General features: G+C 58.5%; 18 protein-coding genes and 1 pseudogene. All 19 read right to left on the bottom strand.

Annotated features, from left to right (window positions below):
* Nucleotides 1–14: 14 nt before the first annotated feature.
* On the bottom strand, nt 15–1,079 hold the full coding sequence (locus tag V3H18_RS00280; protein ID WP_332079846.1) for a glycosyltransferase: 1,065 nt from the start codon (nt 1,077–1,079) through the stop codon (nt 15–17).
* Nucleotides 1,080–1,085: 6 nt separating this feature from the next.
* Complete coding sequence (locus tag V3H18_RS00285; protein WP_332079847.1) at nt 1,086–2,417, bottom strand: glycosyltransferase; 1,332 nt, start codon at nt 2,415–2,417, stop codon at nt 1,086–1,088.
* Nucleotides 2,414–3,418 (bottom strand): glycosyltransferase family 2 protein, encoded by a 1,005-nt coding sequence (locus tag V3H18_RS00290; protein WP_332079849.1) that lies wholly within the window; start codon nt 3,416–3,418, stop codon nt 2,414–2,416. Before V3H18_RS00290 ends, V3H18_RS00285 begins: the two co-directional genes overlap by 4 nt.
* Entirely contained in the window at nt 3,418–4,548 is a 1,131-nt protein-coding gene (locus tag V3H18_RS00295; protein ID WP_332079850.1) for an acyltransferase family protein, read from the bottom strand. Before V3H18_RS00295 ends, V3H18_RS00290 begins: the two co-directional genes overlap by 1 nt.
* Nucleotides 4,508–6,682 (bottom strand): NAD-dependent epimerase/dehydratase family protein, encoded by a 2,175-nt coding sequence (locus V3H18_RS00300; RefSeq protein WP_332079851.1) that lies wholly within the window; start codon nt 6,680–6,682, stop codon nt 4,508–4,510. The genes V3H18_RS00295 and V3H18_RS00300 overlap by 41 nt, the downstream gene beginning before the upstream one ends.
* A gap of 20 nt (nt 6,683–6,702) precedes the next feature.
* The gene (locus V3H18_RS00305) at nt 6,703–8,010 is read right to left on the bottom strand and encodes a glycosyltransferase (RefSeq protein ID WP_332079852.1); all 1,308 of its coding nucleotides are present in this window, start codon (nt 8,008–8,010) and stop codon (nt 6,703–6,705) included.
* Nucleotides 8,007–9,152: a glycosyltransferase gene (locus V3H18_RS00310; RefSeq protein WP_332079853.1), complete on the bottom strand. Its 1,146-nt coding sequence runs from the start codon at nt 9,150–9,152 to the stop codon at nt 8,007–8,009. Before V3H18_RS00310 ends, V3H18_RS00305 begins: the two co-directional genes overlap by 4 nt.
* A gap of 57 nt (nt 9,153–9,209) precedes the next feature.
* A complete protein-coding gene (locus tag V3H18_RS00315; RefSeq protein WP_332079854.1) occupies nt 9,210–10,019 on the bottom strand; it encodes an FkbM family methyltransferase in 810 nt (269 codons plus the stop codon).
* A 98-nt stretch (nt 10,020–10,117) separates the two neighbouring features.
* The gene (locus V3H18_RS00320; RefSeq protein WP_332079855.1) at nt 10,118–10,915 is read right to left on the bottom strand and encodes a class I SAM-dependent DNA methyltransferase; all 798 of its coding nucleotides are present in this window, start codon (nt 10,913–10,915) and stop codon (nt 10,118–10,120) included.
* Complete coding sequence (locus tag V3H18_RS00325; RefSeq protein WP_332079856.1) at nt 10,912–12,030, bottom strand: DegT/DnrJ/EryC1/StrS family aminotransferase; 1,119 nt, start codon at nt 12,028–12,030, stop codon at nt 10,912–10,914. Before V3H18_RS00325 ends, V3H18_RS00320 begins: the two co-directional genes overlap by 4 nt.
* Nucleotides 12,027–12,443, bottom strand: coding sequence for a cupin domain-containing protein (locus V3H18_RS00330; protein WP_332079857.1), 417 nt, complete (start codon nt 12,441–12,443; stop codon nt 12,027–12,029). Before V3H18_RS00330 ends, V3H18_RS00325 begins: the two co-directional genes overlap by 4 nt.
* 37 nt (nt 12,444–12,480) lie before the next feature.
* Entirely contained in the window at nt 12,481–13,470 is a 990-nt protein-coding gene (locus V3H18_RS00335) for a class I SAM-dependent methyltransferase (protein ID WP_332079858.1), read from the bottom strand.
* A complete protein-coding gene (locus V3H18_RS00340; RefSeq protein WP_332079859.1) occupies nt 13,467–14,768 on the bottom strand; it encodes an ABC transporter ATP-binding protein in 1,302 nt (433 codons plus the stop codon). The genes V3H18_RS00335 and V3H18_RS00340 overlap by 4 nt, the downstream gene beginning before the upstream one ends.
* A 3-nt stretch (nt 14,769–14,771) precedes the next feature.
* Complete coding sequence (locus V3H18_RS00345) at nt 14,772–15,692, bottom strand: ABC transporter permease (protein ID WP_332079861.1); 921 nt, start codon at nt 15,690–15,692, stop codon at nt 14,772–14,774.
* Nucleotides 15,658–16,728 carry a glycosyltransferase family 4 protein gene (locus V3H18_RS00350; protein WP_332079862.1) on the bottom strand — a complete coding sequence of 357 codons (1,071 nt, stop codon included), beginning with the start codon at nt 16,726–16,728 and terminating at the stop codon, nt 15,658–15,660. Before V3H18_RS00350 ends, V3H18_RS00345 begins: the two co-directional genes overlap by 35 nt.
* 74 nt (nt 16,729–16,802) lie before the next feature.
* Nucleotides 16,803–18,644, bottom strand: a complete 1,842-nt coding sequence (gene asnB / locus V3H18_RS00355) for an asparagine synthase (glutamine-hydrolyzing) (RefSeq protein WP_332079863.1) — start codon at nt 18,642–18,644, stop codon at nt 16,803–16,805.
* A 193-nt stretch (nt 18,645–18,837) separates the two neighbouring features.
* Nucleotides 18,838–19,629 (bottom strand): class I SAM-dependent methyltransferase, encoded by a 792-nt coding sequence (locus V3H18_RS00360; RefSeq protein ID WP_332079864.1) that lies wholly within the window; start codon nt 19,627–19,629, stop codon nt 18,838–18,840.
* Nucleotides 19,630–20,089: 460 nt separating this feature from the next.
* Nucleotides 20,090–20,272 carry a transcription termination/antitermination protein NusG gene (nusG, locus tag V3H18_RS00365; RefSeq protein ID WP_332079865.1) on the bottom strand — a complete coding sequence of 61 codons (183 nt, stop codon included), beginning with the start codon at nt 20,270–20,272 and terminating at the stop codon, nt 20,090–20,092.
* Nucleotides 20,273–20,308: 36 nt separating this feature from the next.
* Nucleotides 20,309–20,701, bottom strand: a pseudogene (locus V3H18_RS16610) (transcription termination/antitermination NusG family protein); the annotation flags it as partial.
* Nucleotides 20,702–20,749 lie beyond the last annotated feature (48 nt).

Here is a 20,749-nt window from a genome sequence, read left to right on the forward strand (position 1 = left end):
GCTTTGAAGAAGGGCTATTGCGCGAATGGAATGCGTCTCTCTTTTTGTCGGCGCGAAAGCATTTGCGCGTAAATCTGCAGATAACTGTCTGCGACCGCGATTTCGCTGAACAGCCGTTCGACGCGCGCGCGGCAAGCGCGCCGTTCGAGATTGGGCAATCGGTCGACCGCTGCGGCCATGTCGTCGAGCGTGTCGACGACATAGCCGGTTGTCCCGTCCTCGACGACCTCGGCGACGGCGCCGCGTCTGAAACCGATTACAGGCGCTCCGCACGCCATCGCCTCCGCCATGACGATGCCGAACGGCTCCTCCCAGAGGATCGGCATCAACAGAGCGCGCGCTCGGCCGAGCAATTCGCTCTTTTGCGCATCGTCGACCGGGCCGATATAGGCGATTTCGCGCCCGTCGATATGCGGCTGCACATTCGCCTCGAACCAGCCTCGATGTTCACTCGGAACATTGCCGGCGAGAACGAGCCTGCATCCAGCCCGGCGCGCCGCTTCGATCGCTAAATGCGGCCCCTTGATTTCCTCGATACGTCCCAGAAAGACCAGCGGCGCATCGCTATCGACTTTTGCCTGAAAAGCATATGCGGAGAGCGACACGCCATTTGGCGCATAGTGCCACTCGCCAATATGGCGCACCGGCTCGATCATGCTCCGACTGATCGCCGAAAATTCGAGACTTCCAAACGCCAGCTTTTGCGCGAGCGCGGTCGTGCGCCGGCTAACCTCCCGCTGATAGCTCATCAGCTTGGGGATCGGCGCCGGCAGAATCGGCGTCATATAGGCGATGCGCGAAAAGCTATGCACGATGTCGAAACCGCCAAATGCGACGGCGCGTGTCAAAGTCACCGCGTTTCTTATCGTATCGAGACGCGAATTGCTGCGGGCTCCCGGCCAGGCGATCTTGTGGACGGGGCAGGTCGACCGCGGGTTCGCGAAGAGCGTGACCTCATGACCGCGCGAGACAAGTTCACGCGCCAGCATGTCTACGATCCGTTCGATCCCCCCGTAATGCAGGGGAGGAACCGGAAGCTCGGGATCGACCGTGAGAGCGATACGCAGGCCCCGTCTCATCAAGATTCAAAGCGCGCCGTAAAGTTGGGCCATTTCCGCGGCGGCCGCGGCCATCGTGCGCACGGCGCGTCCGGGCAGATTCAAGCGGCCCTGCGCATGAAGGGCCGCAAGGCGCGTAATCGCCTGGGCCCAAGCCGTAACGTCCGCCGCCTCCACCAACGCGCCTGCGCCATCCGCTTCGTTTACCAGTTCGGCGATGCCGCCGCGCCGCGATCCCAAAACGAACAACCCCGCGGCTTGCGCCTCCAGCGCCGTTAGAGGGCCGGTCTCCAGCCCAGTCGATGGAATGACCAGCGCGTCATGCTCGGCGAGCGTCGCGGCGAGGTCTTTGCGCGCCACCGGATCGCGGATGACAATGCGGCGGTCCGAAGCGGCCAGCGCGCGCACCTTCCGCTCATAGGCGTCTTCGCCAGCTGGCGCGGGCACGGCGCATATGGTCAGGCGAACAGACGCATCTTGGGACAGCAAGCGCAAGGCGCGCACGACGACATCAACGCCCTTGACCGGATCCCACCGCCCCATGAACAGCAGCCGAAGCGGGCTCTCGCGGCTCGACCGCATGGCGTCGACCGATTTCAGCGCGCCGAGATCCGCCTTCGACAGGCCCTGGCGACTCAAGGTGAGCTTGTCGGTCGGAACGCCATTGATCGCAAGCGCCTCATAGAGCCATTGGCAGACAGCGACGACGCGATCGGCGTGGACGATCATTTCGGCGATCCGCTTCAACTGCTCCGCGCCGAGCCATCGCGCGGAAAGCGCCGTTGCGAAACGCGAGTGTCGCCGCCGGGCGCATTGGCCTATCGCCAGAGGCAGTCGCGCGACGGCTTTGGCGATTGGCTGCGGCAGACCGCGAGACTCGGCCCAACATGCCCCGCATTCCTTCGCCTCGACATAGCCGTCGCATGGAGACGCTCCGAATTTGATCATGGTTCCGCGCAGGCATGTCACTCCTGGCACATGCACGGTCAATACGGTGCGCATGCCCAATTCTCGCGCGGCGCGCAAATGATGGGGGCCGCAGCCTCTTGTCCAGGAATGCTGATGATATATGGCCGACCGACGCCGCCTCAGATGCGCTCGGAAGGTCTCGAAACCTTCATGCGGGCGCCCGAATTTGAATTCTTCCCGGGTGGGCGACTCATTGACGGGATAAGTCTCAACGCGGACGCCCGCATGTTCATATTCAAGCGGAGCGTCGGCATGGCGCGGCGCGAGGACTGTGCTGACGACGCCTAAATCCGCGAGCGCAGCCGTCAGCCCTTCGAGATACACTTCCGTCCCGCCGAGGCTGTAGGGCGGATACCAAGCCGTGGACTGCAGAACGGCGAGCCCGTTCACCGCTGCTTTGCCGAAAAGGAAAAAGGCGCGTGCGCCCGGCCCGGGCCGCCGGCGAGCGGCGTCGCCAACGACAGCAGCAAGCGCGCCGCATTCAATCCCACGAGACGGGCGAGCATGGGCGCCAGACGGCTGTGGCGCGGCAACGGCGCGCCAAGCCGCCGTTGCGACGCCACCGCGTCGAAATAGGTCGGATGGGCTGCGGCGAACAGCCCGCGCGCGGCGTTGTTATAGATTCCGGCCAGAGTTTCGATCTGAGCGCCATCGAGCGAGCCCCGCACTCGCCAGAGTTCTTCGATTTGCCGGCCGTTGACGAGCACGTCCCGCCAGAAGCGGGCGGCATTGCTTCTCGAAAGACTATTCGGCAGCACACGATATCTTGCGCCAACATGCGGCGAATGGGCAAATCGCGCGCCATGATAGGCGGCGTCGAATAGAAAGCGGGCGTCCTGTATGACCGGTAAATCCAAACTGAAGCCGCCGATACGGTCCACAATTTTGCGGCTGTATAAAATTGCCGCCGTGGTGGCCCAGGCATGATGCGCGATCGCGACTTCCGGCCTGGATCCGATCGCCGCCCAGTCGATCGATCGCCGCGCCCCTTCGACCAATTCTCCTCCGCCGTTATCTTCGATCTCGATCCAATCGCAGACCGTCACGTCGGCGTTCTCGGACTTCGCAATCGCCAGTCTCTTCTTGAGCGTATCGGGCTCGAGCCAATCATCCGCGTCGAGAAAAATGATCCATGGCGCCGAGGTGAGCGCGATCCCGCTGTTCCGAGCCGACGAAACGCCACGATTAGGACCCGATATTACGCGCACAAGCGGCTCGAAGGCGCGCGCGACCGAGAGGGAAGCGTCGCGCGACCCATCGTCGACGACGACAATTTCCACAGGCGAATCCTGCGCCAAGGCGCTCTCGAGCGTCGCCGCAAGCGTCTTTTCCCCGTTGAAGCATGGAACGATGATCGCAACGCGGTCATCTGTCTGATGCAACGCCGACATTAAAGCGAACGACGATGCGCCAAGCGAAGGCAAGGCCGTTCGATAAAAGTCCAGCTCGCCCAAGCCGCGGGATAGGAAAATGCGACAGCGGCCAGGAACAGCGCCATTGGCGACAAGCGCATCCCGGAATAATAAAGAAGCAATTGCTGGATCGGCCAACCATATAGATAAACGCCATAAGACAAATCTACTCTACGATTGCGAATGACAATATCGCCTGCAAAAGAAAGCGCTACGTACAGGAGCGCGTAAACGCCGCAAAACAGCAGCGCAAAATAAGCGCCGACGCCAGAAATGAAGCTCAGCATGATTGCGGCGAGACCGCTTGCGCAAAGAAAACCCGATTTTGGAATCCTGTCCCGGAACAGAAAGAAAGCCGATCCGAGAAAAAAGAAAGGGAAAAGGTCGGGCCAGCGTTCGGGACTCGAAATCAGCAATCCCAGCAGGCCGTAAGAGACCGAGGGCAAGCCAGTCGCCATCGACAAAGCGATGACGGCGCCAAGCGCGAGATAGAATTTGGGTCTTGCAGCCCGACGCAAAAAACCCAAGGCGCCGAAAAGCGCTAACAAAATATAGCAGTCGAATTCGTACTGGATCGTCCACAATGTGCCATGCGCCAAGCGCACAGGATTGCCTTCCAGCACGCCGGCGACATTGGTTTGTTTCAAGGCAAGAACCTGAATGATGAGGCTGCGCCAGTTCTGGGAAGAGAAATAGGAGTCAAAATGGTCCGCGGTCAATGGTCCGACAATCAGCCAACCGACCGCCGACGCCACAAGGAATCCCGGAACGATACGCGCGATTCTCTTGGCGATAAAACTCGCCGTGCTCGAACTCTCGCAAAAGCTATTGGTGACAAGAAAGCCGCTCAGGGCAAAGAACAAATAGACGGCAAATTGGCCGAAATTCATTTGCCCGCATGATAGAACCGAAAGCGGATCCTTCGCCGTCGTGTTCTCGACGAGAAAATAAGAATGTTCAAGGACGACGAGAGTCGCCAGCACAAGACGCACGATGTCGAAAGCGTTGCGAGCGTCTCGTTTAAGCCGCACGTCCCAAACGCTGATCTGTTCTCCGTCACGGGTCAAATCAATTGCATTCTCTCGCAGCTGAACTGGGTAGCCGCCCATTCTCCACGAGCCATCGGATGGTTTCCGCTTGAGCGTCCTTCAAGGATATGCGCGGACGCCAACCAAAAACTTTCTCCGCCTTGGCTGACGAAAATTCCGCGCGGGCTGGTCCGTAGAGCGGCCCGAGCCAATCGGGCGGATCGCTCGTGATCTCTTGCGGGATCACGGGGCCGACTGGTCCGGCGCCCATTGGCGCTTTCGGATTGATGCGATTGTAGAAAGCAAAGGCCTTGCGCGCGAACGCGCTCCGCTTAACGACGTTTCGCACCTCTGGCGCCGACATCGTCGCCGAGAGCAGATCCGTCGCGCGAAAGCGCCCGCCAAACCGCGGCAGTTTTTTCAATTCTTCAGGCGAATAGCTCGGAATTTGCCTTGCGATCGGGTCGACGAACGGCCCGATTACCTCCCGCCAGGTGGCTACGCCGTCATTGATGATGAAGCGTTCGCCATGCGCCTGAGGCGTCGCGACTGCCGCGAGAATCGCATCGATCAGATTCTCGACGTAATTATAATTGCAGGAGCCAGAACCCTCATCGATCCAGCAGAACTGCCCCTGCGCCGCGAGATCGATCGGCAACCGCGTGTAGGCGCCGCCGCCGGGACCAAATACGCAGGTCGGATTGAGAATGACAATTCGCGTCGGCAACGAGGTTCTGGCGCGGGCAAGGCACCATTTTTCCATGGCCGCCTTGCTCTCTCCATATTCCCCGCCGTAGGGGCGATAGGGAAAACTCTCGTCGATGGTCCCTTGGCCTTGAGGGAAACCAAATACATACATTGTGCTCAATACGAGCACGCATTCGGCGCCTTCCGCGATCGCCGCCTCGACAACGTTCTTCGTTCCCTCGATCGTGACGCGCGCCGCGTCTCGGCCGGCATTGCCATAGGCGAGGTGATAGACAAATCGCGCGCCCGCGACGGCCCGGCGCACCGAGTTGAAATCCAGCAGATCGGTCGGCTCGATTGCCACCGGAAACCGCGCCGCATTGGCGCAATTGGCCGGCGAACGCGCCGCAAGACGAATGTCGAGCGGTTGCGTCGAAAGCCGCTCGAGAAGACGCCCGCCGATGAACCCGGTGCCGCCTGTGACCAGCGCCTTGTCTCGCCCCCCGCCTTCGGCGCGCATATATGTCCTGGACGCATTCTGCCGACGCCGCTCATAGGCCCATTCGATCAGCGCAACCGTCTTTTCCGCATCCGCCGCATCGGCGATTCGTGTCGTCTCGCCCAAGACCTCGGCTTCGAAATCGGCAAGCATCTGGCAGAATCCGCCATGAAACTCATTCGGCCATTCCGGGCGCTCGAATGCCGTTTCAGCGCTGACGCGGCGTGCGGAAGCGCGAAGCGGCTTGACCAGTATTTCGCTTTCATTGGTTTTATCGACGGTGATTTCTCCGCGCGCGCATTTGATTTTGATATGTGCGCCGGACTGATGAATGCGGGAAAGACGCACATGGACAGGAATGTCGCCGGCGCGAAGCGCATATTCAACGCTCGATTCATTGCCGCCTTTCGCGTCATCGTCATAGGAGATCGGCGTCAGCCCTCCAACAAGAGTCGCGACATAGTCGAGATAATGCACGCCCATGTCGGCGAGAACGCCTCCCGCCTCCGGCGCGAAAAATGAAAAGGAGCGCGGCCTCCATCCAAATGGCGCGCAGTCCTGCGCCTCAATCGATTGGACCGTCCCCATTTCTTCGTTCGCCACAATGTCGCGCGCCAACATCAGCGCCGGAAGATATCGCCGCGACATGGCGACCTTCAGCAACCGCGCCTTTTCCGAGGCGATCGCCCGCAGCTTGCTGACATCAGCCGCAAGAAGCGCCAACGGCTTCTCGCATAATACGTCCCGGCCCGAGTTTAGCGCGCCGCGCACAGCGTCCACATGCAGGTGATTTGGAAGCGCGACGATGATTCCCTCCGAGCGGCCCGCGCCGGCGGAAGGAAGGTTCTCGAGGAACGTCTTATAGTCCTGCGTGCGAAAATCAGCCTCCAAGAATTCGGGATGTTGTTCCTTGAGCGACGCGGCGTCTGGATCGACCACAATAGCATCGGCCAATCGTCCCATTATCCGTAGCGCCGTGAGATAATATTCGGTCGTGACCGCGCCGCCGCCAAGTATCAAGAACTGCATAGGACCTTTCGCCGGTTCAGTTATCCGCGAGCATCCGCCATTGCAGGAGCGATCGTGCTCGCCCCGGCTGAAACCTCCGCCAACATGCGCGCATAGAGGTCCATGTAGAGATCGATTTCGCGATCGAGCGAGAAATCCCGCAATATCTTCTCCCGCGCCGCGAGACGCATCGAAGGATCGTCGCGACGGCTCAATACGAATCGGATGCCTTCGGCCAAATGCTTCGTATCGAAAGGACGGGCAAGAAAGCCATTCTTCTCATGTTCGATGGCGTCAGGCATGCCGCCAATGTCGAAAGCCACGACAGGCGTTCCGCAGGCAAGAGATTCCAGGACCGTATTGGCGAGATTTTCCATCCGCGATGGCGCGACAAACACGTCTGCGGCGTTATAGATGATGCGCATAAGTCGCTTGTCTCGGATTGGGCCGAGATGCTCAACGTCGACCAGTCCCTCGAGGACTGTTTCGGGAAACGCCTCGGCCCCAAAAGTCAGAATGCGCGGCTTGGGATGGTTCTTTGCCGAAAGCGCATGAAACGCCGACTTGGACGCCTGTATAAATAGGTCGACGCCTTTCCATCGGGTGCGCATGCTCGTCGCGCCGACAAGAACGACGCATGAGTCTCGCGGCAGGCCGAGCGCCTCACGACAAGCTTGTTGCGCCACAGGATAGAACTGCCGCGAATCGCAGCCGGTCGGAATAATATCGAGCGGGCGCTCGCCGAGAAGCGCGCTGCGCATGGTCTCCCGCGCCATCCACCTGCTCGGCGCCGCCAGTCGCAGGTGGGGCAACGTTTGATACACTCTCAGCTTACGGCGGCGAGTCCATTCGGAAGCGTGCTTGCCGCCCGCCAGTATGCCGGCCTTCTCGTTGACAGGCGTCGTATATTTATGCGCGTCAACTTCCAGATGCTCCATTCCGCAGAACGGCCACATATCGGCCAAGCGCCAAACAACTGGCGTGCGCAGACCAGCCAACGATCCAATTTTGAAGGAATTGCCCGCTATCCAATGCAAATGCACGACATCTGGCCGCATTTGCCTGACGATCTCGCGAATATTAAACCCGTCCAGCCCGGATGAGAGCACATAATCATAGTCGGGCGCATATCGGCGAGTAAGCCATTCGTCGAACCTTGCGCGGACCCTGCGCTCAAGACGATGCAAGAACGTCGCCTTCGGCGTAAATGAATTTGGCAAGTCGCACACGCGATGCGCGACGCAAAAATGCGAGTCGACGCCGCGCTCCAAAAGGCCGGAATGGATGCGCGCCGCTGCGGCGCCCGCGCCAGTGTGACCGTCCAACGCCGAGAAGTGCAGAACTTTCATCGCGATTCGGCGCCTGACGCGCGAATCATTTTCCTGAATTTGCTGCCCAAACCCAGATCCTGTCTGAACTGCCTCAAGGCGAGATAGAATTTGAACAGGGCGGGCGTCCAGAACCGCAGCGCCATCTCGCGGCGAAACGGATCAGCCAGCAACTCGCGATAGCTGAGCACCGGAAACTTATTGACCTCTATGCGCGGGGAATCGCATTCCGCAGAGAGCCTATCCCCCGGCGGCAGCTCGTCTCGCTCAAGAAGCGCATTCCAAATATCGAGATGACGCTGCGCATAACGGGTCCAGGTAAGCGCGCGGGCGGCTTCGACGCGGCCGCGCATATCGTCGCGAATGCCGCGAAAGATTTTCAACAGCTCGTCATAGTCCCAGAACCCATGGGTCACGCCATGTGGAATGTCGAGATGGAAACCCTGGTTGGTGACGATCGTCTTGACGCCCGCGGCCAAGGCGTCGAGCGCGCCCATCGAGCCTTCGTCCAGCCCCGGGTAGAAATAATAGTCGAATAGCGGAATCGCCAACTTGATCGCTTCATAATCCGCCTTGTAATCCACTGTGGGCACATGCAATTCGACCTTTGCGCCCGCCGCTTCAAGCCGCGCGGCGACCGCCTCCCAACCCCGGCCGAATATAGGGAACTCGAAATCGTCGAGCCGCATGTCGTTCGCGAGCCGCGTCAAAAGCCAGTCGCGCTTGCGGCCGTCGCTGTAATTCGCGCTTGTAATTCCAATGACGATGCGCCGAGGCGCCGTCGCGACGTCATGCGCCGGCAAGGCGTAAGTGAGCCGGTCGCGATCGACTTTGTATCCCGCAAGCTGCTCGGCGGTCATGGAAGACATGCATATGGCGGCGCGCACGCCATTCGCTAGATGTCTTCGCGCCATGTCGACCTTCAACATGTCGTCAACATGCGTGATCGCCATCGTGTTGAGCGTTCCCGGCATGACGTCGACATAGTGAAAGATCATGAAATGATTGACGGCCGCGTCGGGCGACGGCCGTTCCGACACAACGGCGTCGACGCCAAGATCACGCAAAGCCTCGCAGAGCTTTAACGCCATCTTCTCGATGATCCAGCCCCGACAAAATTCATGCAAAACGAGTCGAACGGAAGAGCAGCGTCGCGTCTGCATGGCTATTCTTCCGAGGGGAGAGGGAAATAGAAACGACGAGACGCGATCATATCGTCTTCAATCGAACTGCTCGACATTGCCGCTTTCCGACACGCGCCGATATTCTCCCCAAGCCGGAACGTATGATTGTCCCGACACATACAATTGCCAAAGGAAATATCGCGCGGGCTGATAATGATTAGCTGCGGTAAAAGGCTTTTGGAATTTCCCTTCCGCCAATTCCTGCCGAACGAAGAAGGCATTCGCCCCCGCCAGATTGCAGCCGACTAGCGCATATCCTTTCTTACGCCCTAACCGCTCGAGCGCGGCGAGCGAAGCGCCATAATAGTCGGTCAACCCCCAAAGGTGATCGGGCTTGTAACGTTGCACAACCGAAAGATCGGGGGGAAATTTGGCGTTATATTCTATGACGACCACGCGCGGCTGGACGACATCTATCGCGTCGAACACGTAATAGTCGTTGCCGTCGATATCGATCGACAGCAGATCGATTTCGCCTTGGCCCCACGTCCCTATGAGCGCATTGATGTTGTCGGCGGTGATGAAGGAATGGATGAGCGTTAATCGCGCTCCGCTCAGTACGTCCGAGAATTGGCTCTCGATCCGCCGAACCGAACTGCCGCCGCCTTCTATCCAGAGCCCCTTCCATCCGTAAAGCAGCAGAGCCAGCGTATTGTTTTCGATGCCGGTCCCAACGCCGAATTCGACGAAGCGTTTATTCGTCGTCCCGATGCGTCGGAATATTTCCTGAATGATTCCGTCTTCGTCAAATTGAGAAAATATCTTATTGCCAAATGGCTCGAGCCTGAGACGATCCGCATAGCGCGGATCGCGAAGCAGGAGATCGACAATTTTGACTTTTTCCATAACCGCCAATCTGTGAGAATCCTTTCGGATTTCTCCGAGATGGTCGGCGAGCGGCTTGATCAATTTATTGCGGATATCACGAAGCTTATTCGCTATGTTCATTTATTCGTTCCAACCTCGCTTGGCTTATCGCTCCTTCGCCACACCGCCACTATGTGCCAAGTTTCATCCGTAATATCCAACGATTCCGAGAAGCCCGCATAGGCCGCAAGCGGCTCGAATCCAGCCCTATTGGCGAACCCCTCCATTTCGTCGACCGTAAAGAAGCGATTTGATTGCGTTTCAGAAAAAAATTCATAAGTGCCATTTTGCTTCAGTTCATAAATATCATACCTCACATGCGCCTGACGTCGCTCGATGTCGAGAGTCGTTTCCGAGAGTCGAATGATCGACGACGTATCTGTTTCCAGTCGTCTTATTCGCACAGGCTCGAATTTTTTTACCATTGTGTCGGCATGCCAGAACTCGAACAAAAATAATCCGCCGCGTTTAAGATTCCGTCGAACGCCGTCGAGCATGCTTGCTATGTTTTCATCTGCGCCCAAATAGCCAATCGAATCGAAAAGGCAGATAACCGCGTCGAAGGGCTGCTCTGTCGTCGGCAATGCGCTCATATCGCAGAGGTCGAATGTTATATTCGCGCGGGCTTGAGAGCCTTTCTGCGCTGCGACTTTAAGCATGCTGTCGGAACAGTCGGTCGCAGTGATAGAGCATCCTAATTTGGCGAGCTCGATCGCATGCCTGCCGGTGCCACAAGCAAGCTCCAAAATCCGCAGCGGCGGCTCGCCAGCGTGCCAACATAAGCGGTCATGAACGAATCTTGCTTCATCCGCATAGGGCTTGTCGCAATAAAATAGATCATAGAGCTCAGCGTATCGGCCCTGATAAAAGCTCACGAATTCACTTGCCTTCCAATTTCGTAAATGGCTGTCGCGACCATTGAAATTCTTTCCTCGCTCAGCGTATGGCTGGAAGGCAGATAAAGTCCGGTCTTCCAGAGGTCGTCGGCCACGGGCGTCGGAACGGAACGCGCATCAAGAACCTTGCTGAAGCAAGGCTGCGTATTGATGGGATGAAAGAATGTCCGCGTCTCGATGCCGCGCTCCTTCAGCGCTGCGGCGAGTTCGTCGCGCGCGACGCCAAACTCGGGCCTGACGATAACCGCGTACATCCAATATACATGATAGGCCCAATCCATTTCTCTGGGCAGCTCAATGCCCGGGATTTGGCCGAGCAATCGCCGATAGCGTTCAGCCATTGCGCGCTTCGCCTCGACAATTTTCTCAATTCGCTTGGTTTGTACAACGCCCATCGCTGCTTGGTAGGCAGTCATCCGGAAATTAAATCCCGGAAGTTCGTGACGAAATCTCGGTTGCGTGAAAGCGAGGTTCCGCAGCAGGCGAAGCCGTTCGGCAAGAGCACGGTCATTCGTGACGACCATGCCGCCTTCGCCAGTCGTGATGATCTTATTCGCGTAGAAACTGAAACAGCCCATATCGCCAAAGCCGCCGACAACGCGCCCTCGCACACGAGCGCCGTGCGCTTCAGCGCAATCCTCAATTACTTTAAGCCCATGCTTGTCGGCGATTGCGCAAAGACGCTCCATGTCCACGGGATGACCAAATAAGTGAACCGGAATGATCGCTTTTGTCTTGGGCGTTATCAGCGCTTCGATAAGATCGATGTCGAGATTCCAGGTTTGCCGCTCTGAATCGACTCCGATGGGAATCATTCCATTGTGATAGGCGCCTAAGCCCGTCGCGACATTTGTTGAGGCGCTCATCAGAACTTCGCTGCCCGGCGGCAGGTCCAACACGGCGACGGCAAGGTGCAGCGCCGTGGTTCCGCTCGTCGTCGCCACGCCATATTTGCAGCCGCAAAAGCTCGCGAACGCCTCTTCGAATTCGCTGATGTCCTTTCCAAAAGACCCGGATATCTCGCCACGACGCAGCGCCGCCACGACCGCAGCGATCTCGTCTTCGCCGAAATCCGGTTCGAAGACAGGGATCATTTCTTTTTCGCCTCTACATTGATTTTGTCATTCTCGGTTCCGAGAAACGGCCCCTGCTTGACGCTGATAGCCTGAAAATCCTCGACGACGCGAAGGGCATGAACGCCGTGAATGAGAACGATCGCATCTCCCGTTCGCAATTCGATCGCCTGGAAAAACTCGCCATCGTCGGTATAGAGCTCGATCACAACGACGCCGCGCTGCATCACGAACATTTGCTGAAGGTCGGCGATCTCTCTTTGAAACGGCTTGTGATAATGCGGCGCCTCGAAGAAGCCCGCCTGATGCGCGAGCAATCCAAATTGAAACGAGGATTCAGGGGGCGAAAAAAAGCGCGTAATATCGACTCTTATGTCGGCGCGGATTACTTCGGCATATTTAACGCCTTGGCGCTCGAACACCTCTACCGTCATTTATTGAGGCTCCCGCTCGTAAACTCTTGGTCGACCATCAATGCGCCAGACGGGCATTTATCTCGGGCGAATCATTGAGCGGCGGACGCTTTGAGAAGCAAGTCATCGCCTGAAAAATCTGATTGTAAGGCGGCGCGTTCGAGGACATGCGATGGTCGTATGCGAATAAAAGCGCGTCGAGACTCGGCGTAAATCCCTCTCTCGCCGCCAGATCCTCGATCTCTGCGGGAGAGATAATCGCTGTTGCTATTCTTCCAATATATTTTCCCGCCCAGGGACCAACGCTCGGAACTATGAACTGGTTGGCGTAGAACGTTGGAGCCGCTGAAGTGTGTAAAGTGCGCGTTATGTATAAATAATCACTTGTCCTCGCGGCCAGATCGGCGAGCAGTTCTTTCCATCCATCGATGTACATCAGCGTGCCGCACAGCATTGTTATGTCGTAGACGCCGCGAGCGGATGGTTCGTAATGAACGCCATGATCTGGATCGGCGCGGTGAAAAGAGACGCGCCCGCCGAATTCTGCGAGAAGCAATTCGCCCGCCTTACAATTGTTCGGCGTATCGACGATATGATATTCGATCTTCGATTTCAGTGAGTCATCGATAGCCGCCTGCAGCTGAATAAAATTATCGCCTTGCCCGCCGCCAAAATCGAGCACCCGCACATGATTTCGCCGCGCCGCGAGGTCGGCGACAAGCGTCGCGAATGGAATGAGGTGAACGTCGACGACAAAATTCGCTGATCGAGTTCTTGCGAGAAGGCTCCTTGTTACGAATTCGGCCGTCTCCACCCAGGGCGCAGAATCAAATGGATTGCCACAGTCCCTGGCGGCTTCCGCCATCGAACCGTAAACCCCGTGAAAATAGGGAGGAGCAAGCCTTTGACCTAATGCGGGCAACCCCCGACGCAAGTCAGGGACAATTTTTCTGTCACGCGGGCGGAAGGGAAACGCAAGCGCCGCCAACCCAAGTCGGCGTAGCTTACGACCCGCTCGAAACATCAACTTATCCGGCTCGACCGTCATGATTGCGGCCGTTGCTCCATTCGCCAGTCGATGGACGGAAGCAGTTTCCCGGGCGAGACATATCCCGGGAGGCACTGATTGATTTTTCCGGTCAACTCGACATCGAAAGGGATGCGAATGAGTTCGGGCGTGCAATAGCGCTTATGCGCGATGGCGACGCCAAGCGCGATTTCATAGCGTCGCGCGCCCAGCAGATTTGCGGGAATAATGGCGGTGGAACGGTAGCTCCCCCGCGCGACGCTTGGGACTTCAACTTCTTCCGCGAAATCGATGCTCTCAAAGAGCATGGAATCCTCATTGTCAAACAGCCGAAAGAAAGCATGAAATCCCACGGTCTCCTGCAGAATCTCGTATTCGAAAACGACTTCCAGCGGCTTTGCGCTTTCAACGCGAGCGGGGGGCTTTCCCTCCTGGCGAAGCTGAACACGGATAAGCCGGCAATTGGGATCCGGCGGGAAGCCCGCAATCCGCTTTTCTATTTCGTCCTGGGAAGCGGAGCCTTCTCGATCCATGATGTCGAAGTAGTGCGCAATAATGTCTTCCGTTCCGCCGTCCTTGAAGACACGGCTCCGCGAGAGGAGGATGGCGCGACGGCAGAGACGACGCACCGCCGCCATATTGTGACTGACGAACAGAACCGTCCGACCCTGCCCTGCGACTTCTCCCATCTTGCCGAGGCATTTCTTCTGAAACTCCGCGTCGCCGACCGCGAGCACCTCATCGACAACCAGGATTTCGGGCTCGAGATGCGCTGCGACGGCGAAAGCGAGGCGCACATACATGCCCGACGAATAATGCTTGACGGGCGTATCCAGGAATTTTTCCACCTCGGCGAATGCGACGATCTCGTCGAATTTGCGTTTGATCTCGGCGCGGGACATGCCGAGGATGGCGCCGTTGAGAAAAATATTCTCGCGTCCCGTCAATTCCGGATGAAAACCCGTGCCGACCTCCAGCAGGCTCGCGACGCGGCCCTTGATCTCGACCCGGCCCGCGCTCGGTTCGGTGATGCGCGACAATATCTTCAGCAGGGTCGATTTGCCGGCGCCGTTACGGCCGATGATCCCGACGACGTCGCCGCGCCGGACATCGAAATTCACGTCCTTCAGCGCCCAGAATTCCTCAACCTCATCACCCTGTATGAGCTGGCGGCCGCGGATCATGTCTCGGGCCGAACGGACAAGTCCCTTCGCCGTGCGCGCGAGCACATCCCTCAGAGCCGTGTATCGCTCGTTCGACTGATGGCCGATAAGATATTTCTTGCCCAGTCCCTCGGCGCGGATGACGACGTCGCTCACCTTCTAGACCATATCCGCGAAGGTGCGTTCGGTGGCGCGGAAGTAACGCACGCCATGCCAGAGGAATAGCGCGACGACGCAGAGGCTCGCTAAGAATCCGGGAAGATAGATGCGGCTTTCGCCGGCGAGCAGGCACCAGCGGAAGCCATCGATGACGCCGACGACGGGATTGAGGCTATAGAAAAAGCGCCAATTCTCGGGGATCACCGAACTCGAAAAGCCGACGGGAGAGACATACACGCCGAATTGCACGATGAAAGGGATAATGTAGCGAAAGTCCCGATATTTGACGTTGAGCGCCGTGATCCAAAGCGCCGGGCCAAGACTGGCCATGATGGCGAGCAGGACGAAGGCCGGCAGCAAGAGAACCCGCCATCCCGGCAAGAAGCCATACCAGATCATGAGCGCGGCGAGCATCAACAGATTGACGAGAAAATCCGTCAAGGCGACCACCGCCGCCGCGGCCGGAATCACGAGACGCGGGAAATAGACCTTGGAGATAAGATTGGCGTTGCCGATGAGGCTGCCCGAAGCGTCCGAGAGGATGCTCGAAAACAGAAACCATGGCAGCATTCCCGCAAACACCATGATTGGATAGGGCGCGTCGCCTTCGGTCGGCAGACCGGCGAGCCGCCCGAAGATGATCGTGAAGACGACCATGGCGACGAAGGGGCGGATCAGCGCCCAGCCCATGCCAATCGCCGTTTGCTTGTAGCGCACCGCGACGTCGCGCCAAGCGAGTATCGCAAACAGCTCCCGATAGCGCCAGAGATCTGACCAGTAATTGCGCTCGGCGCGCCCTGGCGCCAGGACGATGAGACGCTCGCTCTCCTTTGCGATCGTTCCGCTCGCGGCCGGCGCATCGACGGGCGTCGCCGCCTTTTCGGCGTTAGCGGACGAAGTTTTGGAGAAGAGCGTCGACATGACTTGCGAAATTCTGGAAGGCGAAACGCTGCGCGGCTTCGGGAAACGGCTTCTGGCCGCCATTTAGAGCAGCGATCAGAGCGGCGACAATTTGCTCCTGCGATAGCGGGTCGACGAGGCGTCCAATCCGACCGTCCGCCAGCGCGTCGACGCTTCCGTCGCGATCCCCGCCAATGATCGGCAGGCCGCAAGCGGCCGCCTCAAGGAAGACGATGCCGAAACCCTCGCCCGCGCTCGGCATCGCGAAGACGTCGGCAAGCGCAAAATGATCCGCCAATTCGTCCTGGGGGACCTGCCCAGCGAAAATCACGCGATCGCATATATTGACGTCGAGCGACAATTGGCGGAGCCGCTCCATATCATCGCCCGAACCGACGACAAGGTAAACGACGGAAGGAACGCGCGCCGCCACGGCGGGCAGCGCCGCAATAATGCGATCGTGCCCTTTATACCGTTCGCCGCTTGCAAGCCGCCCGACGGTCAAGATCGTCTTTTTTCCCTCGAGGCCCCATCGCGCGACAAGATCAGGACGACGCGGCCGCGGGGCGTAACCGCCGGTGAGCGTATTGGGCAGAACCCTAACGCTCGCCGGATCGACATTCGACCATTCGAGCAGCCGCCGTCGCGTATAGCGGCTCACGGAGGTGACAAGATCCGCCCGCTCCACGGCGTCAATGATCGGTCGACGCGGCCTTTCCCACGCCTCGATTCCATGAACTTGCAGCCAGAGTTTGGCGGACCTCGCTTGCGCCAGGGCGGCGGCGAGGGGCGCGGCGTAAATATGTCCACAAAATATGATGTCCGGCCGACTCGTTAGCGCAAGCCGCAAGGCTCTCAAACACCAAGCGAGCCTGCCCGATGACGGCGCCAGATGGTCGATTTTGCCATCCACATCCGCTTGAGCGGCGAAACGCGGCAAGACGGTTATGCCCGCGATCGAATTGGAATGCGCGAGCGCCGACAGCAAGTGCCGGTTGTATCGGCCGATCCCTCCTTCGCCGCCGAGACCGTCCGTCAGAAGGGCGAGCATATGCATGGCGCTATCGTCTATCGCGGCCACAAGCCATGATCATTACTTTTTGATCCTCCGTCTATGAAGCAAGAAAGCCATCATAGCGTGGCGAGGTTTTCCAGCGCATGCCTGTTTAAACTGGCCTCTGCGCCAACCATGCGGCTCCATATCCTTGCCCATTGCGGCGTCTCGGCCGCGCGGATGGGGACGTGACGAAAACTCGGAGACGAGCGTAGCCATCCATCAATCGGCGTCGTGAAGCCCGTTTTCGGACGGTCGATGATTGCTTCTGGCAAAGGTCGTGACGGCGCGGAGGCGAGCGCCACCTTACCTTCATTTTCGTTCAGCTTGATTCGACTCAACCGCGCCAGCAATGTCCGATCCGCCAGCGGCGTGCGCACCTCGAGGGAATGCGCCATGCTGGCCCAATCCGTGTCACGAAGGAGCTGGTTGCGCATGTAGAGGGTTGATTCGAGCGTCGCGACGCGTGCGAAGGGATTTGACGGAGCCGATCTCAACTCTGCATCAATCAAGCGGAGCGGCGCGAGGCGCCTCAGCCCCTGCACGATGGTCTCCCTGTCCAGAACCGCTTCTAATTCCCATGGCATATAGAGGCCACGTCGCAAAAGATAAGCGCCGGCGTAGCTCCCGCCATATTCCAGCATTCCGGCCGCCTTGGGACTCAAGCCGAAAAATCCAGTCAGCGGCGCGAGAAGCTTTCGCGTCCCCAAGCCAAGAAAGGGGATTCGCGAGGGCAGAGAGAAAGCCTGCGCCCAGCGCGGCAGATCGCGAAATGAGGGATATCCGCCAAAGAGCTCGTCGCCGCCAAGACCGGAGATCGCCACCTTGAGGCCGAGCTCGCGCGCCGCCTTGGAGACGAACCAGGTATTGACGCCGTCGATAGTCGGCTGGTCCATCGCATCGAGGATTCGCGGCAGATCAGCCTCAAATTCCGCGCGGGAGACAAATCGGGTCGTGTGCCTCGTCTCGTATAGGCGGGCGACCTCGGCCGCGAGCGACGTTTCATCCTCCAGCTTGCCGCGGAATTCCTCGAAGCCGATCGTCACCGTCTGAATGTTTGGCGCGCCTGCATCGCGCATCAGTCCGACCAACGCGCCCGAGTCGATTCCGGACGACAAAAATGCTCCTACCGGAACGTCCGCGACGAGGTGGCTGCGAACGGAATCGAGAAGCGCGATGCGAAGGTCGTCAGTATTTTTCCTCGGCGTCGACAGCGCGTCGCGATAAACCTCGGCGATCGAATAATACCGCTGCGGCGCTTTTGCGCCTGTGCAGTCGACCAGCAGCGTCGCGCCGGCGGGCAACGCGCGAATGGAACGGCAAGTCGTAAAGGGCTCCGGCACGCTACCGAATAAATAAAAGCCAACGGCCCCGGCCGAATCTGGATCGCGAGAGATGGCGCCGCCCGCGAGCAGCGCCTTAACTTGGCTGCCGAAACGAAAAGTCCAGCCGTCGTCACTGTAATAGAGGGGCTTAATGCCGTAAGGGTCGCGCGCGAGAAACATCACGCCACGCGCCGCATCCCAGATTGCGAAGGCGAACATGCCGCGCAGCTCATGCACCATCGCCTCGCCCTTGTCGGCATATAGATGGAGCAAAATCTCAGTGTCCGACTGGCTGTGGAATACAAACCCCTTATGTTCGAGCGCGGCGCGCAGCTCCCGGTAATTGTATATTTCGCCGTTGAAAGTGACGACAAACCGTCCATCGCGCGAAGCCATGGGCTGCGCGCCATTTTCGGAAAGATCAATAATAGAGAGGCGTCGGTGCCCCAATCCGACGCGCCCCTCTTGCGAAAAATATTCGCCCGACGCATCAGGACCGCGCGCAGCCATATGGTCGCGCGTCCTGAAGAGTTCGGCTCGATCCACCGGATTGGCGGCATAGTGATAGGCATAAATTCCATTGACGCCGCACATCAGGATTGCTTGCTTCCCTCGCCATAGACGTATCGACGCCAAGCTGAATTCAACGCATTCCGCCTTCGACCCTCAGTCGGCCTCGATGCTGCTGCTGAGGCCCTCGCGCAACGGAAACGACGCGCGCCAAGAGAGCGCCATAGAGCGCCTCCGAAACCAGACCGGCTTCAGACAAACGCAGCGCTTTGCAAGCTCAAGCGATCTTGATCGACCGCATGTAGACGCTGTCGGCGACGCGTCGCAGGACCGGCGCTCGTTTGGCGAAATATTTGAGCATCTCGGAAGCGACGATGAAAAATTTCGTGTGAGGCGGCATCAGACGCAAGTCGCTTGGCTCAAGCCCGAGGCCAAAGAAGCAGTGAACGGAACTCTCAGTTGGACCGACAGCCTGCGAGAAAAGCCTTTCCAATTCGGGCAGCGTCCAATATCGCACTTCAAAGCCTGTTCCTTCGGAATAGCCGCGCTTGGCCAAATGCATTTGGCTTCTTAATCCATAACGATTGGGCATCTGCACGAGGACAATTCCTCCGTCTTTCGTCACTCGAGACATCTCTCCCACAGCATGCGCGGCGTCGACTTTCGAAAAGTGCTGGATGACGCTGTATGAAAATACGTTGTCAAAGGAATGGCTGGCGAAGGGAAGATAACGCGCATCGCCACAGACGAAATCGATCGAAAGCCCCATCTTTCGGCTGATCCGTCTCGCCGCCATAATCGCGCCAAGCGACGGATCGAGGCCGACCACGCGATAGTCTTTCCGACGCGCGGCGATCGACCAGCGTCCCCATGAGCATCCTATGTCAAGCAAGGTTCTTCCGCCGCCGTCGCTCAGGCGTATCTTCGGAATAGGATATTCTCGGAGGCGACCAATGAGGTGCTTGTACGCAATTCCATTAGTCGCGCCGATCAGCACGGCGGCCACGGGATCAACATGCGACTCGTTTTGCGCAAACTCGACGGCAAGCCGCTTTTCATCTTCGCTCACCCCAAGCGATTCCAAGAAAAGTTCGGGCCGCCTTGCGTCGCCGACGGAAGAGCCTGCCCTCGCGCGGGCGAGCGAATATTCAGCAAGTCCGATCGTCTGATCGACGTCTTCTCGGAGCAAAACCGGAATGCCGTCTACGACAGGGAATGCATGGCCATTTTCGCAAGAGAGAGTCTCTTTGGCGGAACCCCGTAGCGGAGCGCCATCTATCGGACAGGTAAGCTGGACTGGAAAAGATGTTAGTCCGCTCACTTCAATATAGCCGCTTGTTGGAATGCTTCGCCGAACTGAAGATCAGCGCGACAGCCTCTGGCATATCGCGGCGGAGCGAAGAGCGACAAAATAACGGGCGCTCGGCATGCTACCGCCCTTCGGGTGAAGGACTCTCCTTCATCCGCCCCAGAGAAATACGAGCGCCGCACGGCCAAGCGCGACACGCATTTTCGGCCCGCATCTAACTTCAGGCTGCTTCCAGCGCGGAGCAGTCCAAATATGCGGACACCTTGCCGTTCATAATGTCTAAAAGCACGCGCACCCGCCCATTGGCGTCCAATCGCTCCAATATGCCTATGGCGCTGGCGAAGGGACCCGCGACGACTCGCACCGATTGGCCTTCGCGCAGATTGCGATCGAACCGAACCATGCCTCTCTCATCCGTAAGGCGGAGCAGATTCTCGATGACGCCGCCAGGAACGGGGAGAGGCCTTTCTCCTTGCATGATCAAGCTTGAGACGCCGCCAGTGCTATTGACGGATCGCCAGCGGTCTCGATCGAGATCAAGCACGACAAACATATAGGATGGGAAGACCGGCGTTGGCGCCGTGCGCAATTTTCGCGCATGCCGAACCGTCTTTATCGCGCGCGGCAGGAAAACCGAGAAACCTTGGCGAAGCAGCTGGATCTCTGCTTTCGTCTCTTGCCGCGGCAGGGAGCGCGCAACATACCACCGCTCCCCGCTCGTAAGGGGCACTCGCTTATTCCAATTCGTCCGAGCAATGTTTTCCGATCGCCCATGGTGCGCCAAATGCACGCTTGCCTCCCCGCCCCTTATCGAATTTCTTTCCCTCCACACGCGTTTTACTTCTCTCGGCGCAAGCGCTCCGCTCAGCTTCAGAGTTCT

Origin of the sequence: Methylocystis borbori, assembly GCF_036576025.1 — a bacterium.
GTDB classification, from domain to species: domain Bacteria; phylum Pseudomonadota; class Alphaproteobacteria; order Rhizobiales; family Beijerinckiaceae; genus Methylocystis; species Methylocystis borbori.

Coding starts and splice junctions, on each gene's coding strand:
- V3H18_RS00325 (WP_332079856.1), bottom strand. CDS start 12,030: ATGATCCCTGTCTTCGAACCGGATTTCGGCGAAGACGAGATCGCTGCG.
- V3H18_RS00330 (WP_332079857.1), bottom strand. CDS start 12,443: ATGACGGTAGAGGTGTTCGAGCGCCAAGGCGTTAAATATGCCGAAGTA.
- V3H18_RS00345 (WP_332079861.1), bottom strand. CDS start 15,692: ATGTCGACGCTCTTCTCCAAAACTTCGTCCGCTAACGCCGAAAAGGCG.
- V3H18_RS00315 (WP_332079854.1), bottom strand. CDS start 10,019: ATGGAAAAAGTCAAAATTGTCGATCTCCTGCTTCGCGATCCGCGCTAT.
- asnB (WP_332079863.1), bottom strand. CDS start 18,644: ATGTGCGGCGTCAATGGAATTTATGCCTATCACTATGCCGCCAATCCG.
- V3H18_RS00280 (WP_332079846.1), bottom strand. CDS start 1,079: ATGAGACGGGGCCTGCGTATCGCTCTCACGGTCGATCCCGAGCTTCCG.
- V3H18_RS00350 (WP_332079862.1), bottom strand. CDS start 16,728: ATGCATATGCTCGCCCTTCTGACGGACGGTCTCGGCGGCGAAGGAGGG.
- V3H18_RS00335 (WP_332079858.1), bottom strand. CDS start 13,470: ATGACGGTCGAGCCGGATAAGTTGATGTTTCGAGCGGGTCGTAAGCTA.
- nusG (WP_332079865.1), bottom strand. CDS start 20,272: ATGGTTCGGTTCGATCGCAATCTGCGCGAAGGCCAATCGGTGCGAGTC.
- V3H18_RS00305 (WP_332079852.1), bottom strand. CDS start 8,010: ATGAAAGTTCTGCACTTCTCGGCGTTGGACGGTCACACTGGCGCGGGC.
- V3H18_RS00300 (WP_332079851.1), bottom strand. CDS start 6,682: ATGCAGTTCTTGATACTTGGCGGCGGCGCGGTCACGACCGAATATTAT.
- V3H18_RS00310 (WP_332079853.1), bottom strand. CDS start 9,152: ATGCAGACGCGACGCTGCTCTTCCGTTCGACTCGTTTTGCATGAATTT.
- V3H18_RS00295 (WP_332079850.1), bottom strand. CDS start 4,548: ATGGGCGGCTACCCAGTTCAGCTGCGAGAGAATGCAATTGATTTGACC.
- V3H18_RS00290 (WP_332079849.1), bottom strand. CDS start 3,418: ATGTCGGCGTTGCATCAGACAGATGACCGCGTTGCGATCATCGTTCCA.